Annotated in this window: 15 protein-coding genes and 1 pseudogene; 15 read left to right on the top strand and 1 reads right to left on the bottom strand. The window is 59.4% G+C overall.

The window, feature by feature from the left end; all coding sequences use genetic code 11:
* Nucleotides 1-34: 34 nt before the first annotated feature.
* The 15 genes and pseudogenes from acuI to NANH_RS0106320 all read left to right on the top strand — a co-directional run bounded on the left by acuI (nt 35) and on the right by NANH_RS0106320 (nt 20,376).
* Complete coding sequence (acuI, locus tag NANH_RS0106395; protein ID WP_027261271.1) at nt 35-1,027, top strand: acryloyl-CoA reductase; 993 nt, start codon at nt 35-37, stop codon at nt 1,025-1,027.
* Nucleotides 1,028-1,248: 221 nt separating this feature from the next.
* Entirely contained in the window at nt 1,249-1,668 is a 420-nt protein-coding gene (locus tag NANH_RS0106390; RefSeq protein ID WP_027261270.1) for a universal stress protein, read from the top strand.
* A gap of 61 nt (nt 1,669-1,729) precedes the next feature.
* Nucleotides 1,730-3,364, top strand: coding sequence for a BCCT family transporter (locus tag NANH_RS0106385; protein WP_027261269.1), 1,635 nt, complete (start codon nt 1,730-1,732; stop codon nt 3,362-3,364).
* Nucleotides 3,365-3,923: 559 nt separating this feature from the next.
* Complete coding sequence (locus tag NANH_RS0106380) at nt 3,924-5,147, top strand: aminotransferase class V-fold PLP-dependent enzyme (RefSeq protein WP_027261268.1); 1,224 nt, start codon at nt 3,924-3,926, stop codon at nt 5,145-5,147.
* Between the two features lie 43 nt (nt 5,148-5,190).
* A complete protein-coding gene (locus NANH_RS0106375; protein WP_027261267.1) occupies nt 5,191-6,612 on the top strand; it encodes a cryptochrome/photolyase family protein in 1,422 nt (473 codons plus the stop codon).
* Nucleotides 6,613-6,687: 75 nt separating this feature from the next.
* Complete coding sequence (locus NANH_RS0106370) at nt 6,688-7,896, top strand: SAM-dependent methyltransferase (RefSeq protein ID WP_027261266.1); 1,209 nt, start codon at nt 6,688-6,690, stop codon at nt 7,894-7,896.
* 15 nt (nt 7,897-7,911) lie between these two features.
* Nucleotides 7,912-8,352, top strand: a complete 441-nt coding sequence (locus tag NANH_RS0106365; protein ID WP_027261265.1) for a TrgA family protein — start codon at nt 7,912-7,914, stop codon at nt 8,350-8,352.
* Entirely contained in the window at nt 8,334-9,506 is a 1,173-nt protein-coding gene (locus NANH_RS0106360) for an NUDIX domain-containing protein (RefSeq protein ID WP_245601411.1), read from the top strand. The genes NANH_RS0106365 and NANH_RS0106360 overlap by 19 nt, the downstream gene beginning before the upstream one ends.
* A 67-nt stretch (nt 9,507-9,573) precedes the next feature.
* A complete protein-coding gene (locus NANH_RS0106355; protein WP_027261263.1) occupies nt 9,574-10,608 on the top strand; it encodes a cysteine synthase A in 1,035 nt (344 codons plus the stop codon).
* Nucleotides 10,609-10,613: 5 nt separating this feature from the next.
* On the top strand, nt 10,614-13,013 hold the full coding sequence (locus NANH_RS25660; RefSeq protein WP_161631363.1) for a DUF3772 domain-containing protein: 2,400 nt from the start codon (nt 10,614-10,616) through the stop codon (nt 13,011-13,013).
* A gap of 507 nt (nt 13,014-13,520) precedes the next feature.
* A pseudogene (locus tag NANH_RS29650) lies at nt 13,521-13,682 on the top strand (hypothetical protein); the annotation flags it as partial.
* 859 nt (nt 13,683-14,541) lie between these two features.
* Nucleotides 14,542-15,681 (top strand): AAA family ATPase, encoded by a 1,140-nt coding sequence (locus tag NANH_RS0106335; RefSeq protein WP_074920735.1) that lies wholly within the window; start codon nt 14,542-14,544, stop codon nt 15,679-15,681.
* Between the two features lie 320 nt (nt 15,682-16,001).
* The gene (locus NANH_RS0106330; RefSeq protein ID WP_027261261.1) at nt 16,002-17,180 is read left to right on the top strand and encodes a MobA/MobL family protein; all 1,179 of its coding nucleotides are present in this window, start codon (nt 16,002-16,004) and stop codon (nt 17,178-17,180) included.
* 443 nt (nt 17,181-17,623) lie between these two features.
* Nucleotides 17,624-18,505 (top strand): ArdC family protein, encoded by an 882-nt coding sequence (locus tag NANH_RS0106325; protein WP_027261260.1) that lies wholly within the window; start codon nt 17,624-17,626, stop codon nt 18,503-18,505.
* Nucleotides 18,506-18,651: 146 nt separating this feature from the next.
* On the top strand, nt 18,652-20,376 hold the full coding sequence (locus NANH_RS0106320; protein ID WP_027261259.1) for a restriction endonuclease: 1,725 nt from the start codon (nt 18,652-18,654) through the stop codon (nt 20,374-20,376).
* A gap of 67 nt (nt 20,377-20,443) precedes the next feature.
* On the opposite strand, the gene NANH_RS28420 is transcribed toward NANH_RS0106320, so the two are convergent.
* The coding region (locus NANH_RS28420) for an ATP-binding protein (RefSeq protein ID WP_245601518.1) at nt 20,444-20,574 on the bottom strand (131 nt) is incomplete at its 5' end.

The raw sequence follows: 20,574 nt of genomic DNA, 5'->3' as shown, positions 1-20,574 counted from the left end.
GCGTTGGGCAAGGCTGATAGAAAAGGAGTGAACCATGTTCAATGCTTTGGTTGTGAACAAGGATGAAGACAGCGGCAAGACCAGCGCCGCGGTGCAGCAGATCGGGTTGGATGATCTGCCCGAGGCCGATGTGACGGTGGCCGTTGAATATTCGACCATCAACTACAAGGATGGATTGTGCATCGGATCCGGCGGCGGGTTGGTACGCAAATACCCACATGTCCCGGGCATCGATTTTGCCGGAACGGTCGAGGCTTCTGGGGACGATCGCTATAAGGCGGGCGACAAGGTGGTGCTGACGGGATGGCGAGTGGGCGAAGCCCATTGGGGCGGTTATTCCCAAAAGGCACGGGTACGTGCCGATTGGCTGGTACCGCTGCCTGACAGGTTGGACACCCGCGCCGCGATGGCCGTGGGGACCGCCGGGTTCACCGCGATGCTGGCAGTGATGGCACTGGAAGATCACGGGCTGACGCCGGGTCACGGTCCCGTACTGGTCACCGGCGCCGCCGGTGGCGTGGGGTCGGTTGCAACCGCGATCCTGGCCAATCTGGGCTATGAGGTCGCCGGGGTGACCGGGCGCCCGGAAACGGCCGAATACCTCAAATCTCTGGGCGCGAGCCAGATCGTGGCCCGCGAAGAGATCAACGAGACCACCAAGCGCCCGCTGGAAGGCGAGACCTGGGCCGGGTGCATCGATGCGGTGGGCGGTACGATGTTGGCCCGCGTCTTGGGGCAGATGAAATATGGGGCGTCCGTTGCGGCCGTCGGTCTGGCGGGCGGTGCGGCGTTGCCGACAACCGTTATTCCGTTCCTGCTGCGCGGCGTGAACCTGTTGGGGATCGACAGCGTGATGCAGCCCTATGACAATCGCCTGCGGGCCTGGAAGCGAATTGCCAGCGATCTGCCGATGGACAAGCTCGAGGCGATGGTGACGCCGGCAACACTGGCGGATCTGCCGCAATTGGGGGCCGACATCCTGAAAGGCCGCGTCAAGGGCCGGGTTGTAGTCGACGTGAACGGCTGACGTCGCCTCGCGTTGACATGGGGGCACATATGCCCCGATCCCGGTCGCAACCGGACGCACAAGTGTCGTGTCCGGTTGCACGCCCGGACCTGTTCACGTTACGCTGATCGTCATGAAACTGTTCCAAAGGGACTGTTTCACAGGGCCGCTGCCCTGAGGAACGACCTGTGCATACCGGAAAACCGGCGATGCAATGTATCAATAACAGGGAGAAATAACCCGTGTTCACCAAGATAATGGTACCGGTTGATCTGGCTCACGCTGCCCGACTGACGCGGGCGACGCAGGTGGCTGCCGAACTGGCCCGTCTTTATCAGGCCGAGACCTGCTATGTCGCAGTCACCGCGCCGACACCCGGCCCGGCGGCCCATAATCCACAGGAATTCGCCGCCAAACTCGAAGCCTTTGCCCAGGGCGAGGCGGCCAGCCATGGTCACAAGGTCAGTTCGCACAGCGTAGTCTGTCATGATCCTGCAGTAGACTTGGACCACGCCCTGCTGGAGACGCGCAAGGAGATTGGCGCCGATCTGGTGGTGATGGCCAGTCACGTGCCGGGGGTAACGGACTATCTGTTTCCCTCACATGGCGGTCGGATGGCAAAACACTCGAAGGTTTCGGTGATGATCGTGCGCGAAGACTGACACGCGCGCAGATTTCCCCCCCTAGAGAAACGGACCAAAAGACCAACAACAGGAGGTCAGAATGACCGACGAAACTACCAACCAGGGCATACCCGAACCCGAGGGTGAATCGGATATCATCCAGACTGATTACGAAATCGGACAGGATAATTTCGAAGGCTCTCTCGGTCCGATCGGGTTTGACATTCACAACCCGGTGTTTGTGGTGTCTGGCGCGACCATTGTGGCATTCGTTTTCTATGCCCTGGCTCTGCCCGAGCAATCCACCACATTCTTTGGATGGCTGCGTCCGGCGGTCACGGCACAGTTCGACTGGTTCTTTTTTGTGGCGGCCGACATCTTCGTTCTGTTCTGCCTGTTTCTGATCGTTTCGCCCTATGGCAGGGTGCGGCTGGGCGGCGTAGATGCGACGCCGGATTATTCCTATATCGGCTGGTTCGCGATGCTGTTCGCCGCTGGCATGGGCATCGGGCTGATGTTTTATGGCGTGTCCGAACCAATGAGCCATTTCTCGACCGCTTTTGGCGGCTCAAATGTCGAAAACGGGGTGCGCACCGACTGGGCCCCCTTGGGCGCGGCTGCGGGCGATGAGGCCGCGGCGGTCCGCCTGGGCATGGCGGCGACGATCTTTCACTGGGGTCTGCATCCCTGGGCAATCTATGCCATCGTGGCGCTGTCGCTGGCTTTGTTCACCTATAACAAGGGCCTGCCGCTGACCATCCGTTCGGCGTTCTATCCGATCTTCGGCGAGCGGGTCTGGGGCTGGACCGGCCACATCATCGACACGCTGGCTGTGTTTGCCACCCTCTTTGGACTGGCGACCTCGCTGGGATTCGGAGCCACTCAGGCCAATGCCGGGTTGAACGAACTGTTCGGCGTTCCTGTTGGACCTACAACCGAAGTGGTGCTGATTACGGTCATCACCGCGGTGGCGTTGGTTTCAGTGGTGCGCGGTCTGGATGGCGGCGTCAAGATCCTGTCCGAGATCAACATGGGCCTGGCCTTTGTATTGCTGATCTTCGTGCTGTTGGTGGGGCCTACATTGGCCATCCTGACCGGGTTCGCGGACAGTCTCTTGGCCTATGTCGAATACCTGCCCGCCCTGTCCAACCCGTTTGGACGCGAGGACGTGAACTTCAGCCAGGGCTGGACGGCGTTCTATTGGGCTTGGTGGATTAGCTGGTCACCCTTTGTCGGCATGTTCATCGCCCGGGTCAGCCGGGGCCGCACCGTGCGCGAATTCTTGATCTGCGTGCTGTTGATCCCGTCGCTGGTCTGCGTGTTGTGGATGAGCGTTTTTGGCGGAACCGCGATCCATCAGGTGATCGCAGACGGGTTTACCGGGGCACAGGATGCGACGCTGGAACTGAAGCTGTTCAAGATGCTGGGCGAGCTGCCTCTGGCCTCGATCACTTCGTTTGTGGGGATCATCCTGGTGGTGGTGTTCTTTGTCACCTCGTCGGACTCCGGCTCGCTGGTGATCGACACCATCACGGCTGGGGGCAAGGTTGACGCTCCGGTGCCACAGCGGGTGTTCTGGTGCATCTTCGAAGGCGCGGTGGCCATCGTGCTGTTGCTGGGCGGCGGATTGGCGGCTCTCCAGGCCATGGTGATCTCGACCGGGTTGCCGTTCACTGTTGTCTTGCTGATGATGTGCTGGGCGATCTTAAAGGGTTTGCATACCGAGACCCGCTGACGCTGATGAAATAGATGAAACGCCCCGGCCAATGTGCCGGGGCGTTTTGCGTTCAATCGCGGGCTTGGAAAAAGCCGATTGAATTGGCATCGGGATCCTTGGTCCAAAAGAACCGCCCCGGCGGGATGTCTATGACGGGCGAAATGACCTCGCCCCCGGCGTAATTTACTCTGTCCGGTGTGTCTTCAAGCGTTCCGTCACTGGCCGAATGGCAAGGTCGGGTCGCGCCCGCCGCCCCGCAGGCCGATCGGGGTAAAGATGCAAGACGGTTCCCTGGTCCAAAGTCTGAAACACGACGCTCGGGTTGGAACCGCTGTCATCGCGGCTGAGCGTTCCGCCAGTCGTTACAGTGTAAAGGGCATTGCCCTTGTCCAGAGCCGGGAGCGGTATTTCGCCCCGGAAAAAGCGTTTGAGGGAGCGTTCGCCATGAAAGTTCCTTCGCTGTTTCGATGCGATCAGGCTGCAACAGGGTGTTGACGGGTTCTGTCATCGTCCGTGGCGCTTGACCTCTGTGATCGGGACCGGCATCCATACCGGCAACAATTATCGGGGTGAACTTATGGTGTTGGATATCGATTTCGTACGGGCGCAGTTTCCGGCCTTTGCCGAGCCTTCCTTGCAGGGACAGGCGTTCTTTGAGAACGCAGGCGGGTCCTATACGTGCAAGCCGGTGATCGACCGTCTGTTCCGGTACTATACGCAGCGAAAGGTTCAGCCCTATGCCCCGTATCAGGCCAGCCAACTGGCCGGACAGGAAATGGACGAGGCCCGCGAACGTATGGCGGCAATCCTTGGGGTGGAGCCGGACGAGCTGAGTTTTGGCCCGAGCACTTCGCAGAACACCTATGTTCTGGCGCAGGCCGTGGGTGCATGGATGCAGCCGGGCGAAGCGATCGTGGTCACGAACCAGGACCACGAGGCGAATACAGGCGTTTGGCGGCGTTTGGCGGACCGCGGGATCGAGGTGCGCGAATGGCGGGTCGATCCGGTCACCGGGCATCTCGATCCAAACGATCTGGAACCGCTGCTGGACGATACGGTGAGACTGGTCTGTTTCCCTCATTGCTCGAATGTGGTGGGTGAGATCAATCCGGTCACCGAAATTACCGCCATGGCCCACGCCGCCGGTGCCTTTGTCTGTGTCGACGGGGTGTCCTATGCACCACACGGGTTCTGCGATGTGGGCCAGATGGGGCCGGACATCTACCTGTTTTCGGCCTACAAGACATATGGCCCGCATCAGGGCCTGATGGTCGTTCGCCGCGCTCTTGGCGAGATGCTGCCAAACCAGGGGCACTATTTCAACGCCGGCTCCCTGTACAAACGGTTTACCCCTGCAGGTCCGGATCATGCACAGATCGCTGCCTGTGCAGGGATGGCGGATTACGTTGACGCGTTATGTAACCATCACGGGGGGCCGACGGGCAGCGGCGCTCTGCGGGGCGCTTTTGTGCACGATCTGATGCGGGCGCATGAGATCGCGCTGTTGCAACCCTTGCTGGATGCGGTAAAGGACCGCAATGCGGTGCGGCTGCTTGGGCCATCCGATGCCACCCTGCGTGCGCCGACGGTGGCACTGGCGCTGAACCGGAACGCTGAAACGGTCGCGGCGGAACTGGCGGATCACGGGATCATGGCGGGTGGCGGCGACTTTTATGCCCTGCGCCCTTTGCAGGCCATGGAGGTCGATATCGAGCGGGGCGTGCTGCGGCTGAGCTTTACCCACTACACCTCGCAACAGGAACTGGACCAGCTTGTAAGCGCTTTGGAGCGCGTTATCTGATCCGATCTGGCGCGGTTTGCGTAACAGCAGGAAAGGGGGAGAGATGAACGACAGATCACCCATTCTGCTGTGGTTCAGGCGCGACCTGCGCCTGAGCGACCACGCGGCGCTCAGCGCGGCCTGTCAGACCGGACGCCCGGTGATACCGGTCTTCATTCTGGACCCGGTTGCCCAAAGTCTTGGTGCGGCTGCCAAATTTCGTCTGGGGCTTGGTCTCGGCCATTTCGCGCAAACGCTGCAAGGCAAAGATAGCCGTCTGATCCTGCGCCGGGGCAAGGCCTTGACCAAGTTGCAAGAGGTGATCGCGCAAACGGGCGCCCGGGCGGTCTGGTGGACACGGCTGTATGACCCAGAGACCATCCGACGTGACAGCGACGTCAAAACCGTACTGAAAGGGCAGGGGATCGACGCCCGTTCGTTTGGCGGTCACTTGATGTTCGAGCCCTGGAACGTCGAGACCCGGACCGGCGGGTATTACAAAGTCTACACCCCGATGTGGAACGCGGTGAAAGCCCGCGATGTCGACACGCCATTGGCCCCGCCAGGGCGCATACCCACGCCCCAAGACTGGCCCCGGTCCGACCGGTTGGCCGATTGGGCGCTGGACCGGGCGATGAACCGGGGCGCGGCGGTGCTGCGCAACCACGCCCGCGTTGGCGAAGAGGCGGCTCTGGACCGGCTGGACGGATTCATGGGGGACGGAGTCGATTGTTATGTGGGCCGGCGCAACCTGCCGTCCGAGGATGGCACGTCGGGCCTGTCAGAACACCTGAGCCTGGGTGAACTCAGCCCAAATCGCTGTTGGTACGCCGCCCTGCGGGCCGCAGACGAGGGTAAATCCGGCGCCGAGACGTTTCGCAAGGAACTGGTCTGGCGGGAATATGCCTATCATCTGATGCACCACACCCCGCACATTCTGACCGACAACTGGAAACCGGGCTGGGACCGCTTTCCCTGGTGTACCGATCCAGAGGACGGGCGCGCGCTGGCGTGGAAACAGGGACGCACGGGAATCGCGTTTGTCGATGCAGCGATGCGCGAGATGTATGTCACCGGGCGAATGCACAACAGGGGGCGGATGATCGCGGCAAGTTATCTGACCAAACATTTGATGTGTCACTGGAAAATTGGAATGGACTGGTTCGCGGACTGCCTGACCGACTGGGATTCGGCCAGCAATGCGATGGGCTGGCAATGGTCCGCCGGATCCGGGCCGGACGCCACGCCCTATTTCAGGGTGTTCAATCCGGTCACCCAATTGGACAAGTTCGATCCCGACCGGCGTTACGTCCGACGCTGGATAGCCGAGGGGCAGGAGACTCCGCCTGCCTCGGCCCTGGACTATTTTTCGGCCATCCCGCGCAACTGGAAAATGAAACCCGACGCGCCGTATCCCGAACCGGTTGTCACCGCATCGGACGGGCGCCAGGCTGCGTTATCCGCCTATGAACACCGGGATTTCTGATCGGGACGCCGATGGCTTGCCAGAAAGCCGGTTTGGACCTAACCTTTTTTGCTGAGACCAGCTGGAGAGGAGCGGATGGTTTTAACAACGACAGAGGGGCAGGGGAACCTGCCACGATTCTTCGCCCAGGTTCTGGACATGGTTCAAAACCTGGAACAGGGGCGGCTTGACATCCGGCTGGACGACGGGCGGGTTTTTCGGGCTGAAGGCAACAAACCGGGACCGGTCGCGCAGTTGGATGTACACCACCCGGACCTGTTCGCACGCCTGATCCGAGAGGGCGATCTGGGGTTCTGCGATGCATATCTGGACAAATGGTGGAGCACACCGGACCTGCAGGCCTTTATGGATCTGGTGCATTTGGGCAACGATACGATTTATGACGGCTTTCCGGGGATGGGCCTGGTGCGCGCCTACGAACGGCTGCGGTTCTGGATGCAGCGCAATCATCGCGCCCAGGCCAAAAAGAACATCAGCCACCACTACGATCTGGGCAATGATTTCTATAAATTGTGGCTGGATGACACGATGACCTATTCCAGTGCCTTGTTCAAAACCGGGCAGGAAAGTCTGGAAGCGGCGCAGATCGCCAAATATTGCAGCCTGATCGACCAGATGGGCGCACGGCCCGGCGATCACATCCTTGAAATCGGCAGCGGCTGGGGTGGGTTTGCACAATACGCGGCGCGTGATCGCGGGCTGCGGGTGACCGGGCTGACCATCAGCCGGGAGCAGCTGAAGTATGCCAGGGAGCACATTGAAAAAGAAGGACTAAGCGACCTGGTAGACTTTAAGCTTCTGGATTATCGCGACGAACGGGGCAGCTATGATGGCATCGCCAGCATCGAGATGTTCGAGGCGGTCGGTGAGAAATATTGGCCGGCCTATTTCAAGACAGTGCGGGATCGCCTGAAGCCGGGAAAAAACGCCACCCTGCAGATCATTACGGTCGCTGACAGGCGCTGGAAGGTCTATAAACGCGGGGTCGATTTCATCCAGAAATACATCTTTCCTGGGGGCATGCTGCCCTCTCCTTCGATCCTGCGTGAACAGATCGAGCGGGCGGGGCTTAGTGTTGCACGTTCGATCGAATTTGGGGCCAGCTATGATCTGACCCTGCGACGCTGGCACGAGACATTCAACGATCAGTGGGACCAGATCGCGCAGTTGGGATTTGACGACAGGTTCCGGCGGATGTGGAATTTCTATCTGACCTCTTGCGCCGCGGCCTTTGACAGTTCCAACGTGGACGTGACACAGATTACACTAACCCGTCGTGCCTAGGACCTGAACGACCATATGCCGAACGCCGCCCGCCTTGTCGCCGCAGCCTGTCTCGCGCTTCTGGCCTTTGTCCTTTCCGGTCAGGTCATGGCGTTGATGCCTGCGGGAACCGGGTTTGGCTACTTCACCTGGGTGAACATCCTGCTGGGGGTTCTAGTGGGCTGGATCGTGATGGGCAAGCGGGCCGGGCGCGGTCTGACCCCGGCGATCAACAACGGGCTGACCGGAGCGGTGGCCTTGCTCTTCTGGGCGCTGTTCATCTATGGCGGTTATGAAATGATGCGCCAGGCGTTGCGCAACCGCTTTGAAAGCCCCTTCGATGCCGTTCTGGCGATTTTCCGCAACGGCGTGGATTACGGCATGATCCTGTTGGAGTCTCATGTCATTGCCACCATAGCCATAGGTGGCGTCTTGGCCGGTTTGGCGACCGAACATGCATGGCGTCGCTGGCGCTGATTTCTGACAAGGACGAACCGTTGGCCGATCTGTTTTTCTATGGCTCGCTGCGCCATTTGCCCTTGTTGGGCGTCGTGCTGGGCCGCGAGCCGCGAACGCTGGAAACGGTATCGGCTGAGTTGCCCGATCATGCGGTGTTTTGGGTGCGCGATCAGCCGTTTCCGATTATCCACCCGCAAGCAGGAGCCACAACACCGGGTCTGATGGTGCGCGGGCTGTCGAGCGAAGATATCGTCCGACTGCGGTATTATGAAGGCGGTTTCGACTATCGCCTGCGCCCGATGCATCTGCGGTTGGAGTCGGGGCAATCGGCGGTGGCGGACGTGTTTTTCCCGGCTCCTGATCTGTGGCCACTGGGCGCGCCGTGGTCGCTGGGGGATTGGGTCGCGGATTGGGCCGATATCAGCGAACAGGCCGCGCGCGAGGTCATGGCCTGGTATGGGCGCAAGTCACCGGAGCAGATTGCCCGGGCGTTCCCCGGGATCCGCCGCCGTGCTGCGGCCCATGTGGCGGCCCGGCAGCGGGCGCGTGGCCGTGAACGGGATCTGTCCAGCTCGGTGATCGTGCATGCGCAGAGATACCCGTACGCCAATTTCTTTGCGGTACAAGAGGTCGATCTGCAGGTCCGTCAATACGACGGGGCGATGGGGCCGGTGGTGAACCGGGCGGCCCTGCTGGTCGGAGAGGCCGCCGTGGTATTGCCGTATGATCCGGTGCGCGACACCGTATTGTTGATCGAGCAGTTCCGCGCGCCGTTGCTGATTGCGGGCGATCCGACCCCCTGGGTGTGGGAGCCTGTGGCCGGTTTGCTGGAGCCAGGCGAAAGCGCCGAAACCGCGGCGCGGCGCGAAACCTTGGAGGAGGCGGGGCTGACGATCGCGCATCTGGAACCGGCGGGGCAGGTTTATTCCAGCACCGGCTCGTCGACCGAATTTCTGCATCTGTTTATCGGCCTGGCTGATCTGGGCGGCGATATTCCGACCGTCGGCGGTGCCGACGAAGGCGAAGACATCCGCAGTCGGGTGATGGGGTTTGACGCATTGATGCAGGGGGTCGATGAACGGCTCTATCTTGACATGCCGCTTGTCACAACGGCGCTGTGGCTGGCGCGGCATCGCGGCCGATTGCGACAGGCCCACGGGGCACAAGCGTGAGCGTCAACGCTTGAGGTCGGTCTTGTGCGGGGCTACAGGTGAGAGCGACAACAAGGATAGGATAATCATGCATATCGCACGCGATCTGGCAGAGGCCGTTGGAAACACACCCCTGATCCGGCTGCGCCGTGTCAGCGAGCAAACCGGTTGTGAAATTCTGGGCAAGGCCGAATTCATGAACCCGGGCCAATCGGTCAAGGACCGCGCGGCCCTGTACATCATCCGCGACGCGGTGGCGCGCGGGGCGCTGAAACCCGGCGGTACCATCGTCGAGGGCACGGCGGGAAATACCGGTATCGGTCTGGCGCTGGTGGGCGCGTCGATGGGGTTCAAGACGGTGATCGTGATCCCGGAAACCCAGAGCGAAGAGAAAAAAGACATGCTGCGGCTGGCCGGTGCTGAGCTGGTCCAGGTGCCCGCAGCCCCCTATCGCAACCCCAACAACTTTGTGCGTTATTCCGAGCGGCTGGCCAACGAACTGGCGCAGACCGAGCCCAACGGCGCGATCTGGGCCAACCAGTTCGACAACGTCGCCAACCGGCAGGCCCATGTGGAAACCACCGGACCGGAAATCTGGGACCAGACTGACGGCAAGGTTGACGGGTTCGTCAGCGCTGTTGGATCGGGCGGGACCTTGGCCGGTGTGGCCGACGTGCTTCAACCCAAGGGTGTCAAAATTGCCCTGGCCGATCCCATGGGCGCGGCGCTGTACAGCTATTACACGACGGGTGAGCTGGCGATGCAAGGCAGCAGCATCGCCGAGGGCATCGGGCAGGTTCGCATCACCGAGAATCTCAAGGGCTTCAAGCCCGATTACGCCTATCAGGTGGCCGATGACGAGGCGCTGCCCTATGTGTTCGATCTGCTGCGCGAAGAGGGGCTGGTGATGGGCGGTTCGACCGCGATCAACATCGCGGGTGCGGTGCGACTGGCCCGCGATCTGGGTCCGGGCCACACCATCGTGACCATCCTGTGTGATTTTGGCACGCGTTATCAGTCCAAGCTGTTCAACCCGGATTTTCTCCGAGAGAAAGACCTTCCCGTTCCCGATTGGATGACACGCGCACCAGCAAGTATTCCAGGTGTGTTTCAAGACACATGAGTCCGATGCGGTCCTTGTTGCGGTTCTGTTGTGCCCTGGTACTGGTGATCAGCGCCAGGGTCGCGATGGCACAGTTGTCGGAAACGCAACGTGATTTTCACCAGAACTGGCTGGCCACTGCTGGCAGTGTCGAACGGCTCGTCGATAACGGCGAGGCGTCCAATGCCGTTCTGGAAAAGCTGCGATCCGATCTCGTCGAATTTCGGGAAGCCTTCACGGTGGCACGCGATCAGAACTCGGCCCGGATCAAGACGCTGGAATCGCAGATCGACGCGTTGGGGCCGAAACCGGATTCTGAAACCGGCGGAGACGAGCCGGCCGATATCGCCGACCTGAGACAATCTCTGAACGAACAGCTTGAAAAGCTGAAGGTTCCCCAGGTGGTGGCCGACGAGGCGTACAAGCGGGCCAACGGGTTGATCGGCGAGATCGATCGGATCGTACGGGATCGGCAGGCGTCGCAATTGCTGTCACGGAGCCCGTCGCCACTAAATCTGGTGTATTGGCCTGCAGCGCTGGACGACGTCCATTCAGCGATTTCAGCCATGATCAATGAAACGGTTACAGCATGGAAAGGCAGAGCCAAGCCTGAAAAATTTGACGAGCAATGGCCAATACTGCTGCTGATGGTGGTCGCGGGAACCGTGCTTATCCTTGCCGGTGCGCTCTTGTCCGCGCGGTTGGGTACCTACCTGCGCGGCTTTGGTGGCAAGGGGTCCGGGGTCTGGGGGTTTATCGTCTCTCTGGTTCGAATCTTCTTGCCGTTCATCGGGATCGTTCTCTTGTGCAAGGCTGCGGAATTGACAGGGCTGCTTGGAGAACACGGACAATATCTGCTTCAGGCAATTCCGGACTGGAGTGCCATCTATCTGGTTTTCAAATGGTTGGGCGATCAGATCTACGGGCAACCGGATCGCGAGCAACTGGTTGAATTCAATCAGAACAGGGCGCCTCAGGCGCGGCTGTTGGTCCAGACACTGGCAGTCATGTTGATCATATATGACGGGATCAAGATTTTCGACGATGTCGAGGACGTGTCCATCGCGTCCCGTGCGGTTGTCGCGTTCCTGCCGATCCTGTTGGCATCCATTGCCTTGATGCGCCTTCAGCAGGTCGGCATGCGGCGCGGCCCTCGGACCGAGGATGACATTGACGACATGTCCCGACGCCGCGAGAGGCCTCGGGTCACCCTCGCCATCCGGCGCGGGATTGCCACACTTGTCACGATCTCGCCGATCATGGCGATGACCGGCTATATCAATGCCGCCGAAGCCATTGTCTATCCTGCGATTCTGACGTTGGCGACCATTGCGACCGTTTTGATCCTGCAACGGTTTATAGGCGATCTTTACGGCTGGCTGTCGGGCAAGGGCGAGGCGGCACAGGATTCCCTGTTCAGTGTGATAGTCGGACTTGTGTTGATGTTGGCCGCGCTGCCTGTCCTGTCGATTTTCTGGGGCGCTCGAGTGTCTGACCTCACAGAGCTCTGGACCAAGTTTCTTGTCGGGTTTTCTGTCGGCGGGGTGATGATTTCACCCAATGTCATTCTGATGTTCGCTGCAATCTTCGTGATCGGCTATACCCTGACCCGTTTGCTGCAAAGCAGTCTTCGAACCAACATCTTGCCCAAGACCGGGATCGACCCGGGCGGCCAGAATGCGATCGTTTCCGGCGTTGGGTATATCGGGGTCTTTCTCGCGGCGCTGATTGCCGTCACCGGCACGGGCATCGACCTGTCATCGCTGGCGCTGGTCGCCAGTGCGCTTAGTGTCGGGATCGGTTTTGGACTTCAGGCGGTTGTATCGAATTTTGTCAGCGGCATAATTTTGCTTGTGGAGCGACCGATATCCAAGGGCGACTGGATCGATGTGGGAGGCCTGCAAGGCTATGTGCGTGACATCTCGGTGCGCTCGACTCGGATTGAAACCTTTGACCGCACCGATGTGATCATTCCCAATTCGGACCTGATCAGCGGCACCGTGACGAACTATACCCGCGGCAATACCATCGGTCGGCTGATCGTGCCGGTCGGTGCCGCCTATGGAACCGACACCCGCAAGGTCGAGGCCCTGTTGCGCGAGATTGCGAATAAACACCCCATGGTACTGGCCAATCCGGCTCCTAGCGTCGTGTTTCAGGGGTTCGGAGCGGATTCTCTGGACTTCGAAATCCGGGCTATCTTGCGAGACGTGAACTGGGTGCTTTCGGTAAAGTCCGATATGAACCACGAAATTGCCCGCTGTTTTGCCGAAGAAGGGATCGAGATACCCTTTGCACAGCGTGACATCTGGCTGCGCAATCCCGAATCTCTGCCCGGTGCCTCGACCTTTGCGCCATCGGCCCGCCACAACTTTACGGCTGACAGTGTCATAGAACTTGATCCGCCCAAGTCCGGGAACAAGTGACTTTGTGGCACTGGCTTCGGTTGGTGTGTCTGTTGCGCGGGTGGCGCGGCGCTAGGCGATGCACGCAAACCTGATGTTCAAGTGGCTGCGCGACCCGCGCGATGCGCAGGAGCCGCCGGCAGAGCAGGATGCCGCCTGTTTCCTGCCGGTCGAGATCGTCGGTCGGCCCATGCATTGACGATAACACTGTTGTCACAGACGCGGCCTCACGACAGGCGCGAAAGTGATTGACACCGCCTGTGTTCCTCGGCTGATCCGGGGTCGGTTCGGATGATCCTGTCCCCGCAACCACAGGCGTGTGGTTGCAGCCGGGGTGCAGGACATGCGTGCGGGTTCACCACGCTCACAGCTCGGCGCAGACTGCGCTGAAGCAGGACCCGTTTGCGGGTCATCTATGCGTCTTCCGGGGAGCGGCGCGGCGATCTGATCAAGGTCATCTGATGTCGGCGCAGCTGGCATCGACAGAAGCGCGGGATTCTCGCTTCAACCCTGTTTTCTACGATTTGCATGCTGGATGTGGCCAAATCCCTGCCGGAAGCTCACGGTGCTGTCGATCTTCGACCTTTGCGGCGTGGCGGAGCTGCCATGCATTCGAAGACTGTCCCCGGGCGACCTGACCTCGTGTTTCCGAAGCATCACGCAATCGTCTTCGTGCATGGCTGCTTCTGGCACCGCCAAGAGGGCTGTCGTTACACAACCACTCCATCGACACGTCCAGAGTTCTGGCAGGCGAAGTTCGACGCGAACGTTGCGCGGGACAGGTCGGTGCACGATCAGCTGCTTGATGCTGGCTGGCGTGTGGCAACAGTCTGGGAGTGCGCACTCAGGAGACCGGAGGAGACTGCATTGGCAGCCAATCTCTTGGCCGCTTGGCTCCGCAGCAGTGCTGCCGAAATCCAAATTGGGAATGCAGATGTCATCGCCGACGAAAATGCAGAATGATGTGCTTCAAGCTTATTGAAATTCCGATCCCAGTTCCATTTGGCCGAACGCGACTGGCATCGAAGTCAATTTTTGACATCCAGAAAATCGCATTAGAAACAACGCTTTACAAGATATTCACCAAATCGGCGCAGTCATCAGGTTCAGAGAATATCGTCCCAGAGAGAACGTCGCCGGTCGTCTTGGCGCCAAGGTGGTGTTTAGGCGAACTCTTATAACCCTTTAGGATAACCGAAAAATCCGGCTCCAGCCGAATGGGGAGAACGCTTTCGCAGGGGTAAGTGGCGGAGAGACAGCCCGAGCAACCTTGGCTATAAGTATCTGAAAATACTGATGCCGTGAAGGGTCTTATGTCACCTACCCCACATAAAATCCACATTTCTGTTTTGGGTGTTCAATGAGGTCTGCGCCCAACCCCGTTTTCGGACGGACGGACAGGACCACGCCCCCTTATGGGGGCGGTATGGTCCTGTCCGTCCGTCCGAAAAAAGATGCGGATTCGTTTTTGTCCGGATTGCCTCGGAACCATGTCCCTTTCGGGATCGGCAGCATGGTGCTGACCGGACCACACCCGAGGTGAATACCAATGTATGAAAATGAAGTCTCGAACACAAACGCCCTTCCGATGCCGATGCCAATTGTGACTCGCGCGCCCGACTACCGGCCTGAGATCGACCGCCCGTATTCCATCAAGGGGCTGTTCCATCCCAAAGAGGTTGTCATGGTTGCTGGTGCTCCTGGCCTCGGAAAGACCAATGTCGTTGCGGCGGCTTGCGCCCATGTTTCGCAGGGCCGCAACTTCGGAGGGCGTCCCGTCCGTCGTGGTCTCGTTGTGTTTTACGGAGCGGAGGACCCCGAAGGCGTTCTCAAAAGGGCCTACCCGCTGTTGCGCGATCCTGCCTGCGCCACGGCCCCGTTTTTCGTCATTCATGGAGCGCCGAACCTGATGGACCCAAACATCGTTCCCAAGGTTCGATCTTTCGTTGAACGAAAGAAAATTGAGCACGAATGCGATACGGTGGTTGTCGTGTTCGACACCCTGAACCGATGCCTCGGAGGCGCAGACGAGAACCTCGCCTCGACGATGGGCGCGGCAATCGGGCACGCGGATCAGATCGCCAAGTTGACCAACGCCTGCGTTGTCCTCGTGCATCATGTCGGCGCTGGGAACGCCGACCGGCCCCGTGGTTCCAGCGCACAAGAAGGCAATCTTGATGGTCTCTACATTCTCAAACCTGCCGAGGATTGTAATTCGCCTCAAAAGGTCGTCCTCTTAATGCCAAAGAAACAGAAGAACGCAAAACCTGCCGGACCAATCCCCTTCCAACTTAAATCCTTCTTCATCGGGAAGGATTCCGACGGCGATGAAGTTTCGGTTCCCTATGCCGTTGCTCTTGAACCGAGTGCGTTTGCCAAGTTGAAACCCGCAGCAAACGATAACAGGAAGACTGACAACTCACGGGCAGAGCGTCGTGAAGATCTGGCTCGCACGCTGACTGAATTGAGTAAGCAAGAACCTGACCGGTTTTTCACGCGACCCGAGATCGCCGAACGGTCAGGGTCCGCCTTCAATACGGTGCGAGACAACAAGGACTCACTCCGCAAAGCAATTGGGCGCGCGTTGGGTGACCTCGTTGCCGAGGGGCTTGTCGAGGCTGGCGAGGATGGTTTCAGGCGCGCCCTCACGCCTCCGGCTATTGAAGAACCGGCTTTCGAGAGCGCCTGACAGGGTTTGACTGAGCAGGGTTGCCGGGGTCGCCAGAAGGCCCCGGCACTGAAACCTTCCCATTCTTAGCGGCCTTCAATTTCTCGGCTTCGCGCTCGAAGAGATCGAGCATGAGGCTCGCAATTATTCGAACCTGCTCAATTGAGAGACCATCAGCAGGATCGCATAGGCGATGACGCAGGCAGTGCCTGTTGGCTTGTATCCAAACCATATCAAGAGACTTATTATGTTTTTCAGTCATGGGTCCTGTTCCTATCTGATTTTAAGGCGCACAACGGACAAAATAGTCATTTTGTCCCGGCAACCGAAATCGCAGGGAAATGGCACTCTTCTCATTCAAACACTCCGTCAGGACTTTCTCCGAAAAGCGGACCGCCGACGCGCGGCGGGCCGAGCACGGGCAGACTGCTGCCCATTTGCGATACATCACCCGCAAGCAGGCGGCGCGCTGCGTGCTTCGGGAGCGTCTGGCAGGAAAGAGCGACGCGGAAACTGCCATTCTCGCAGAGAAAGAGGCAGCCAAACGCAAAGGGCGAGTTTGCGAGCGTTTCATCCTGGCCTTGCCCGTGGAAGCAACGCCAGATCAACGCGAGGCATTGGTGAAAGAGTTCTGCGAAACTCTCACGAAGGGCGTCGCGGGGTATGTCGCCGCGATCCACGACATGACTGGCAACGACATTACCAATCCCCACGCGCATGTCGTCGCTTTCGATGTTCAAGTGAAGACCGGCGGACGCGGACGACCACGCAGCACCCTTGGGATGGCAAGGAAGAAGGCCGTCGAGACGACAGCAGCCCAGTGGGCAACGATTCACAACAGGATGATGGATGGCTGGGGATACGGCTCTGACAGCCACATCTCACATCTATCATTCGCCGCGCGTGGCATCGACCGCATTCCGCAAATCCACGAAGGCGCAGCCAGCCGAAAGATCGCGGAACGCGGCGATAAGATCAAACCGAAGGCCGACTGGCATCACATAGACGCCGGGCACAGCAGAGCAGAAGCCAATGCTGTTATCCGGGAAATTAACGCAATGAAGGACATGGAACATGAACAGGCAGAACGCAACAATCGACTGGGAAGACATAATGACGACGACGGAGTGCAGCGCGGGGATCGCAGCGCGAATGTCAGAGCGCACGGTAGCGGCACTGGCCGAAGCGCTGGAAAACCAGCGCCGCCATTCTCATCAACTGAACCAGTTGGCAAAGGTCTGCGAAGAGATGAGTGCGCGACCGACGCCAACGCCCCAGCCATGCCCCCGCCATTCCTCACCCGGCCAGCCTCAACCGAAGATTCGCCTTTTCCCTTTGATCGTCGCTTTCGTCGTAGGTGCGGCTTCCGCTGGGTTTATCGCGAGTTGGTGATGCTTCGGGATAGCCTGCGCGCCCGATTGTCTCGCCGGTCGAGGGGAGGCCGACAAGAACCCGATACAGGGCCTCTGCCGATTATGCGTCCGTTCCAACGGACCCAATCCGACCAGCATCTTCGCTGAAAAACAATGCTGCCGCAGATCGTGGAGGTTTGAAGATCATGGCGTTCTTCGAACGGCTTTGAACAGGAGACAGCCGCGGGACTCGACGGGCTGCGCCCGCTCGTCCCACGCCTGACATCTTCATATTCTTTGTTTCCACCTGCCACTCGATCCGGTCTGCGCCAACCGGCAAGCGCCGCTGCGCGTCGGCTCCGGTCGAGAAACCCGGTTCCTCCCACGCGCCATGCGCGCGGTTCCCTCCCATTTTCACGACCTACACCCGGATGACTCATCCCGTATCGACCGCAGGACGGGCTTCGCCCCTCCTGCTCTGCCGTCCGAAAAACATGGGTTTTTCGACGGAAGAGCAGGAAGGCCCGCCCGATGTGCGGAAGATGGCGCAAACACCTTTGAAGCCGAGTGAAAGGGCCAATGTCGCTTTTCCAAACCATAGGAGCGATGCCATGACGGCCCCAAAAATTGACCTTCACAAGACCATCACCGACCAGATCATTGACGCTATTGAGGCCGGTTGCCCGCCATGGCGCAAGCCATGGACCGGGAGCGCGGCTTGCCCCGGTCTTCCCGTGCGACACAACGGCGAACCCTATCGCGGTATCAATGTCCTCGTTCTGTGGTCCGTGGCAGCGGCGAAGGCCTACAACTCGCCGCGCTGGATGACATTCAAACAGGCGAAAGACCTGGGCGGTTCGGTCAGGAAGGGCGAAAAATCTGCCCTTGTTATGTATTTCGACACCTTCAAGAAAGAGGACGAGACAGGGGAAGAGAAAGTCATTCCCTTCACAAAGGGCTACCGCGTCTTCAACGCTGACCAGATCGACGGACTTCCCGCCGAGTTTTACATGCAACCCGAAGCCCCCATCGACCTTGGGACAGAACATGACGCCGCACTTGAAGCCTTCTTCGCCGCAACTGGGGCGCTCATCGAGACCACCCAAGAACCGCGCGCCTTCTACGACATTGCACGCGACCGCATCCACATGCCACCCATCTCGACTTTCCATGACGCGGGCGGATATTACGGCACGCTTGCCCATGAACTCACCCATTGGACAGGCGCGGCTTCCCGGCTGGACCGCTTCGGACGGTTCGCCGAACGCAAAGCCTATGCCTTCGAGGAACTGGTCGCCGAAATCGGCAACTGCCTGCTCTGTGCGGAACTCGGATTGACCCCGGACTTCGAGCAGAGCGGAGCATACATCCATGGATGGCTTCGGGCTATGAAGGAAGACAACCGCGCTATCTTTCGCGCGGCCAGCGAGGCGCAGAAAGCCATCGACCTTATCTTGACCCTTGGGCACCCCTCGCAGGTGGCGGCTGAATAGCCGCCCCTTGCCAGCGGCCAGCACGGCCACCTTTCGGTGAGGCCGAGAGGCGAACTGCTTGCGCCTCGCACACCGTCATGAGCAAATGACGCTGAAATCAGCGGATCGAAAGAATCCGCCACTTCCAGATTTGACGAGGCGGGCGTATGTCGCATTCACTTGATGCTATTCTTGAATCTTTCCGTGATAGCGCGCGAACCGAAAGGGAAAAGGGCACATATTTCGAACGCCTTTGCGTCGCCTATTTGATCCATGACCCTATGCAGGCAGAACATTACGAGGATGTTCTATCGTGGGCCGACTGGGCCAAGGAAAATGGATGGGACGGGAAAGATGTCGGCATTGATCTGGTCGCGAAACTGCGCGGGCACGAAGGCTATGCCGCTATTCAATGCAAGTTCTACAACCCGACCCACAAAATAGCCAAAGCGGACATAGATTCATTTTTGGCGGCTTCTTCTAAGCCGCCATTTGCTCGCCGGATCGTGATCGACGCGACGGAAGTCGAATGGTCATCGAATGCGGCGGAAATGCTTCATGGTCAATCAATCCCGGTCATCAGGATCGGCCTGAACGACCTTCGAAACAGCCCGATTGATTGGTCGCAGTTCGCCGCGCAAGGCCAAGTCGTCTTTGAAGCAAAAAAGGAACTCCGAAAGCATCAGTCGGACGCGCTTGAAGCCGTGCGCAAGGGGCTTGACGAGCATGATCGCGGCAAGGTCATCATGGCCTGCGGCACCGGCAAGACCTTCACGAGCCTGAAAATCGCGGAAGACCTTGTCGGAGCCGATGGAACGGTCCTATTCCTCGTGCCTTCGCTTGCGCTCATGGCGCAGACGGTCCGGGAATGGACAACCGACTCAGAGATCCCGCTTCGGTCTTTTGCCGTTTGCTCTGACACGCAAGTAGGCAAACGCCGTCAGTTCAAAGACGATGTCGCCGAGATTGACATCCTCGACCTCGCATTCCCGGCGACCACCGACCCGGCAAAACTCGCCGCTGGGGCAGCGGATGAAGCCCAAGGCCGCATGACCGTGGTCTTTGCCACCTATCAGTCAATCCAAGTCATTGCCGATGCCCAAAGCGATCACGGTTTGCCGCCCTTCGACCTCATCATCTGCGACGAGGCACACCGCACCACCGGGGCAACGCTGGACGGACAGACCGAAAGCAACTTTGTTCGCGTCCATAATAATGAGACCATCCGCGCCAAGAAACGCCTCTATATGACCGCAACGCCGCGCATCTTTGGCGACGGGGCCAAGAGCAAGGCCGACGATCTGGGCATTACCCTCACGACCATGGACAACGAGGAAATGTTTGGCCCGACCCTGTTCTATCGAGGGTTCGGCTGGGCGGTTCAGGAAGGTTTGCTGACCGACTACAAGGTGATCGTTCTCGCCATGGACGAGAAACTTGTCGCGAAGTCCATCCAGAACCGGATCGAAGACCCGACCACCGGCCTAATCCTTGACGATGCAACCCGCATACTTGGCTGCTACAAGGCCCTCACCAAAGTTGATATCGCATCAGACCTCGGGGCAGACACACAGCCTATGCGCCGCGCTCTGGCGTTCTGCCGCGACATTGCCAGTTCCAAACTGGTTCAGCGCGAATTCTCGGATGTTGTGTCCGACTTCTTGGCCGACGATGAAGTCATCGAAACCGAGGCCGACATCGCCAAGCATCGGCTCAACTGCGAGATCGAGCATGTCGATGGCACGTTCAATGCCAAGAGCAGGGGCGAGTTGCTGGACTGGCTGAAAGCCGAGAGCGAAGAAAACACCTGCCGTATCCTGTCGAATGCACGCTGCCTGTCTGAGGGCGTGGACGTTCCCGCGCTCGACGCCATCATGTTCCTGCATTGTTGATTGTCGCTGAGAACTGACCCGGCATTGTCACCGAGACTTGACCCACCCAGCTGTTATGTTCTTTGCGTCATGATGGCGTCAATGCTGCTGTCTCCTTTCGTTTCTTTTTCGCTGTCTCCGAGCTGGCCTTGAACCGATAGCTGTCATTGCCGGTCTCCAGGATGTGGCAGCGGTGGGTAAGGCGGTCGAGTAGCGCGG

Source organism: Sedimentitalea nanhaiensis DSM 24252 (genome assembly GCF_000473225.1).
In the GTDB taxonomy this organism is placed as follows: domain Bacteria; phylum Pseudomonadota; class Alphaproteobacteria; order Rhodobacterales; family Rhodobacteraceae; genus Sedimentitalea; species Sedimentitalea nanhaiensis.
This window is presented reverse-complemented; position numbering and strand designations above follow the sequence as displayed.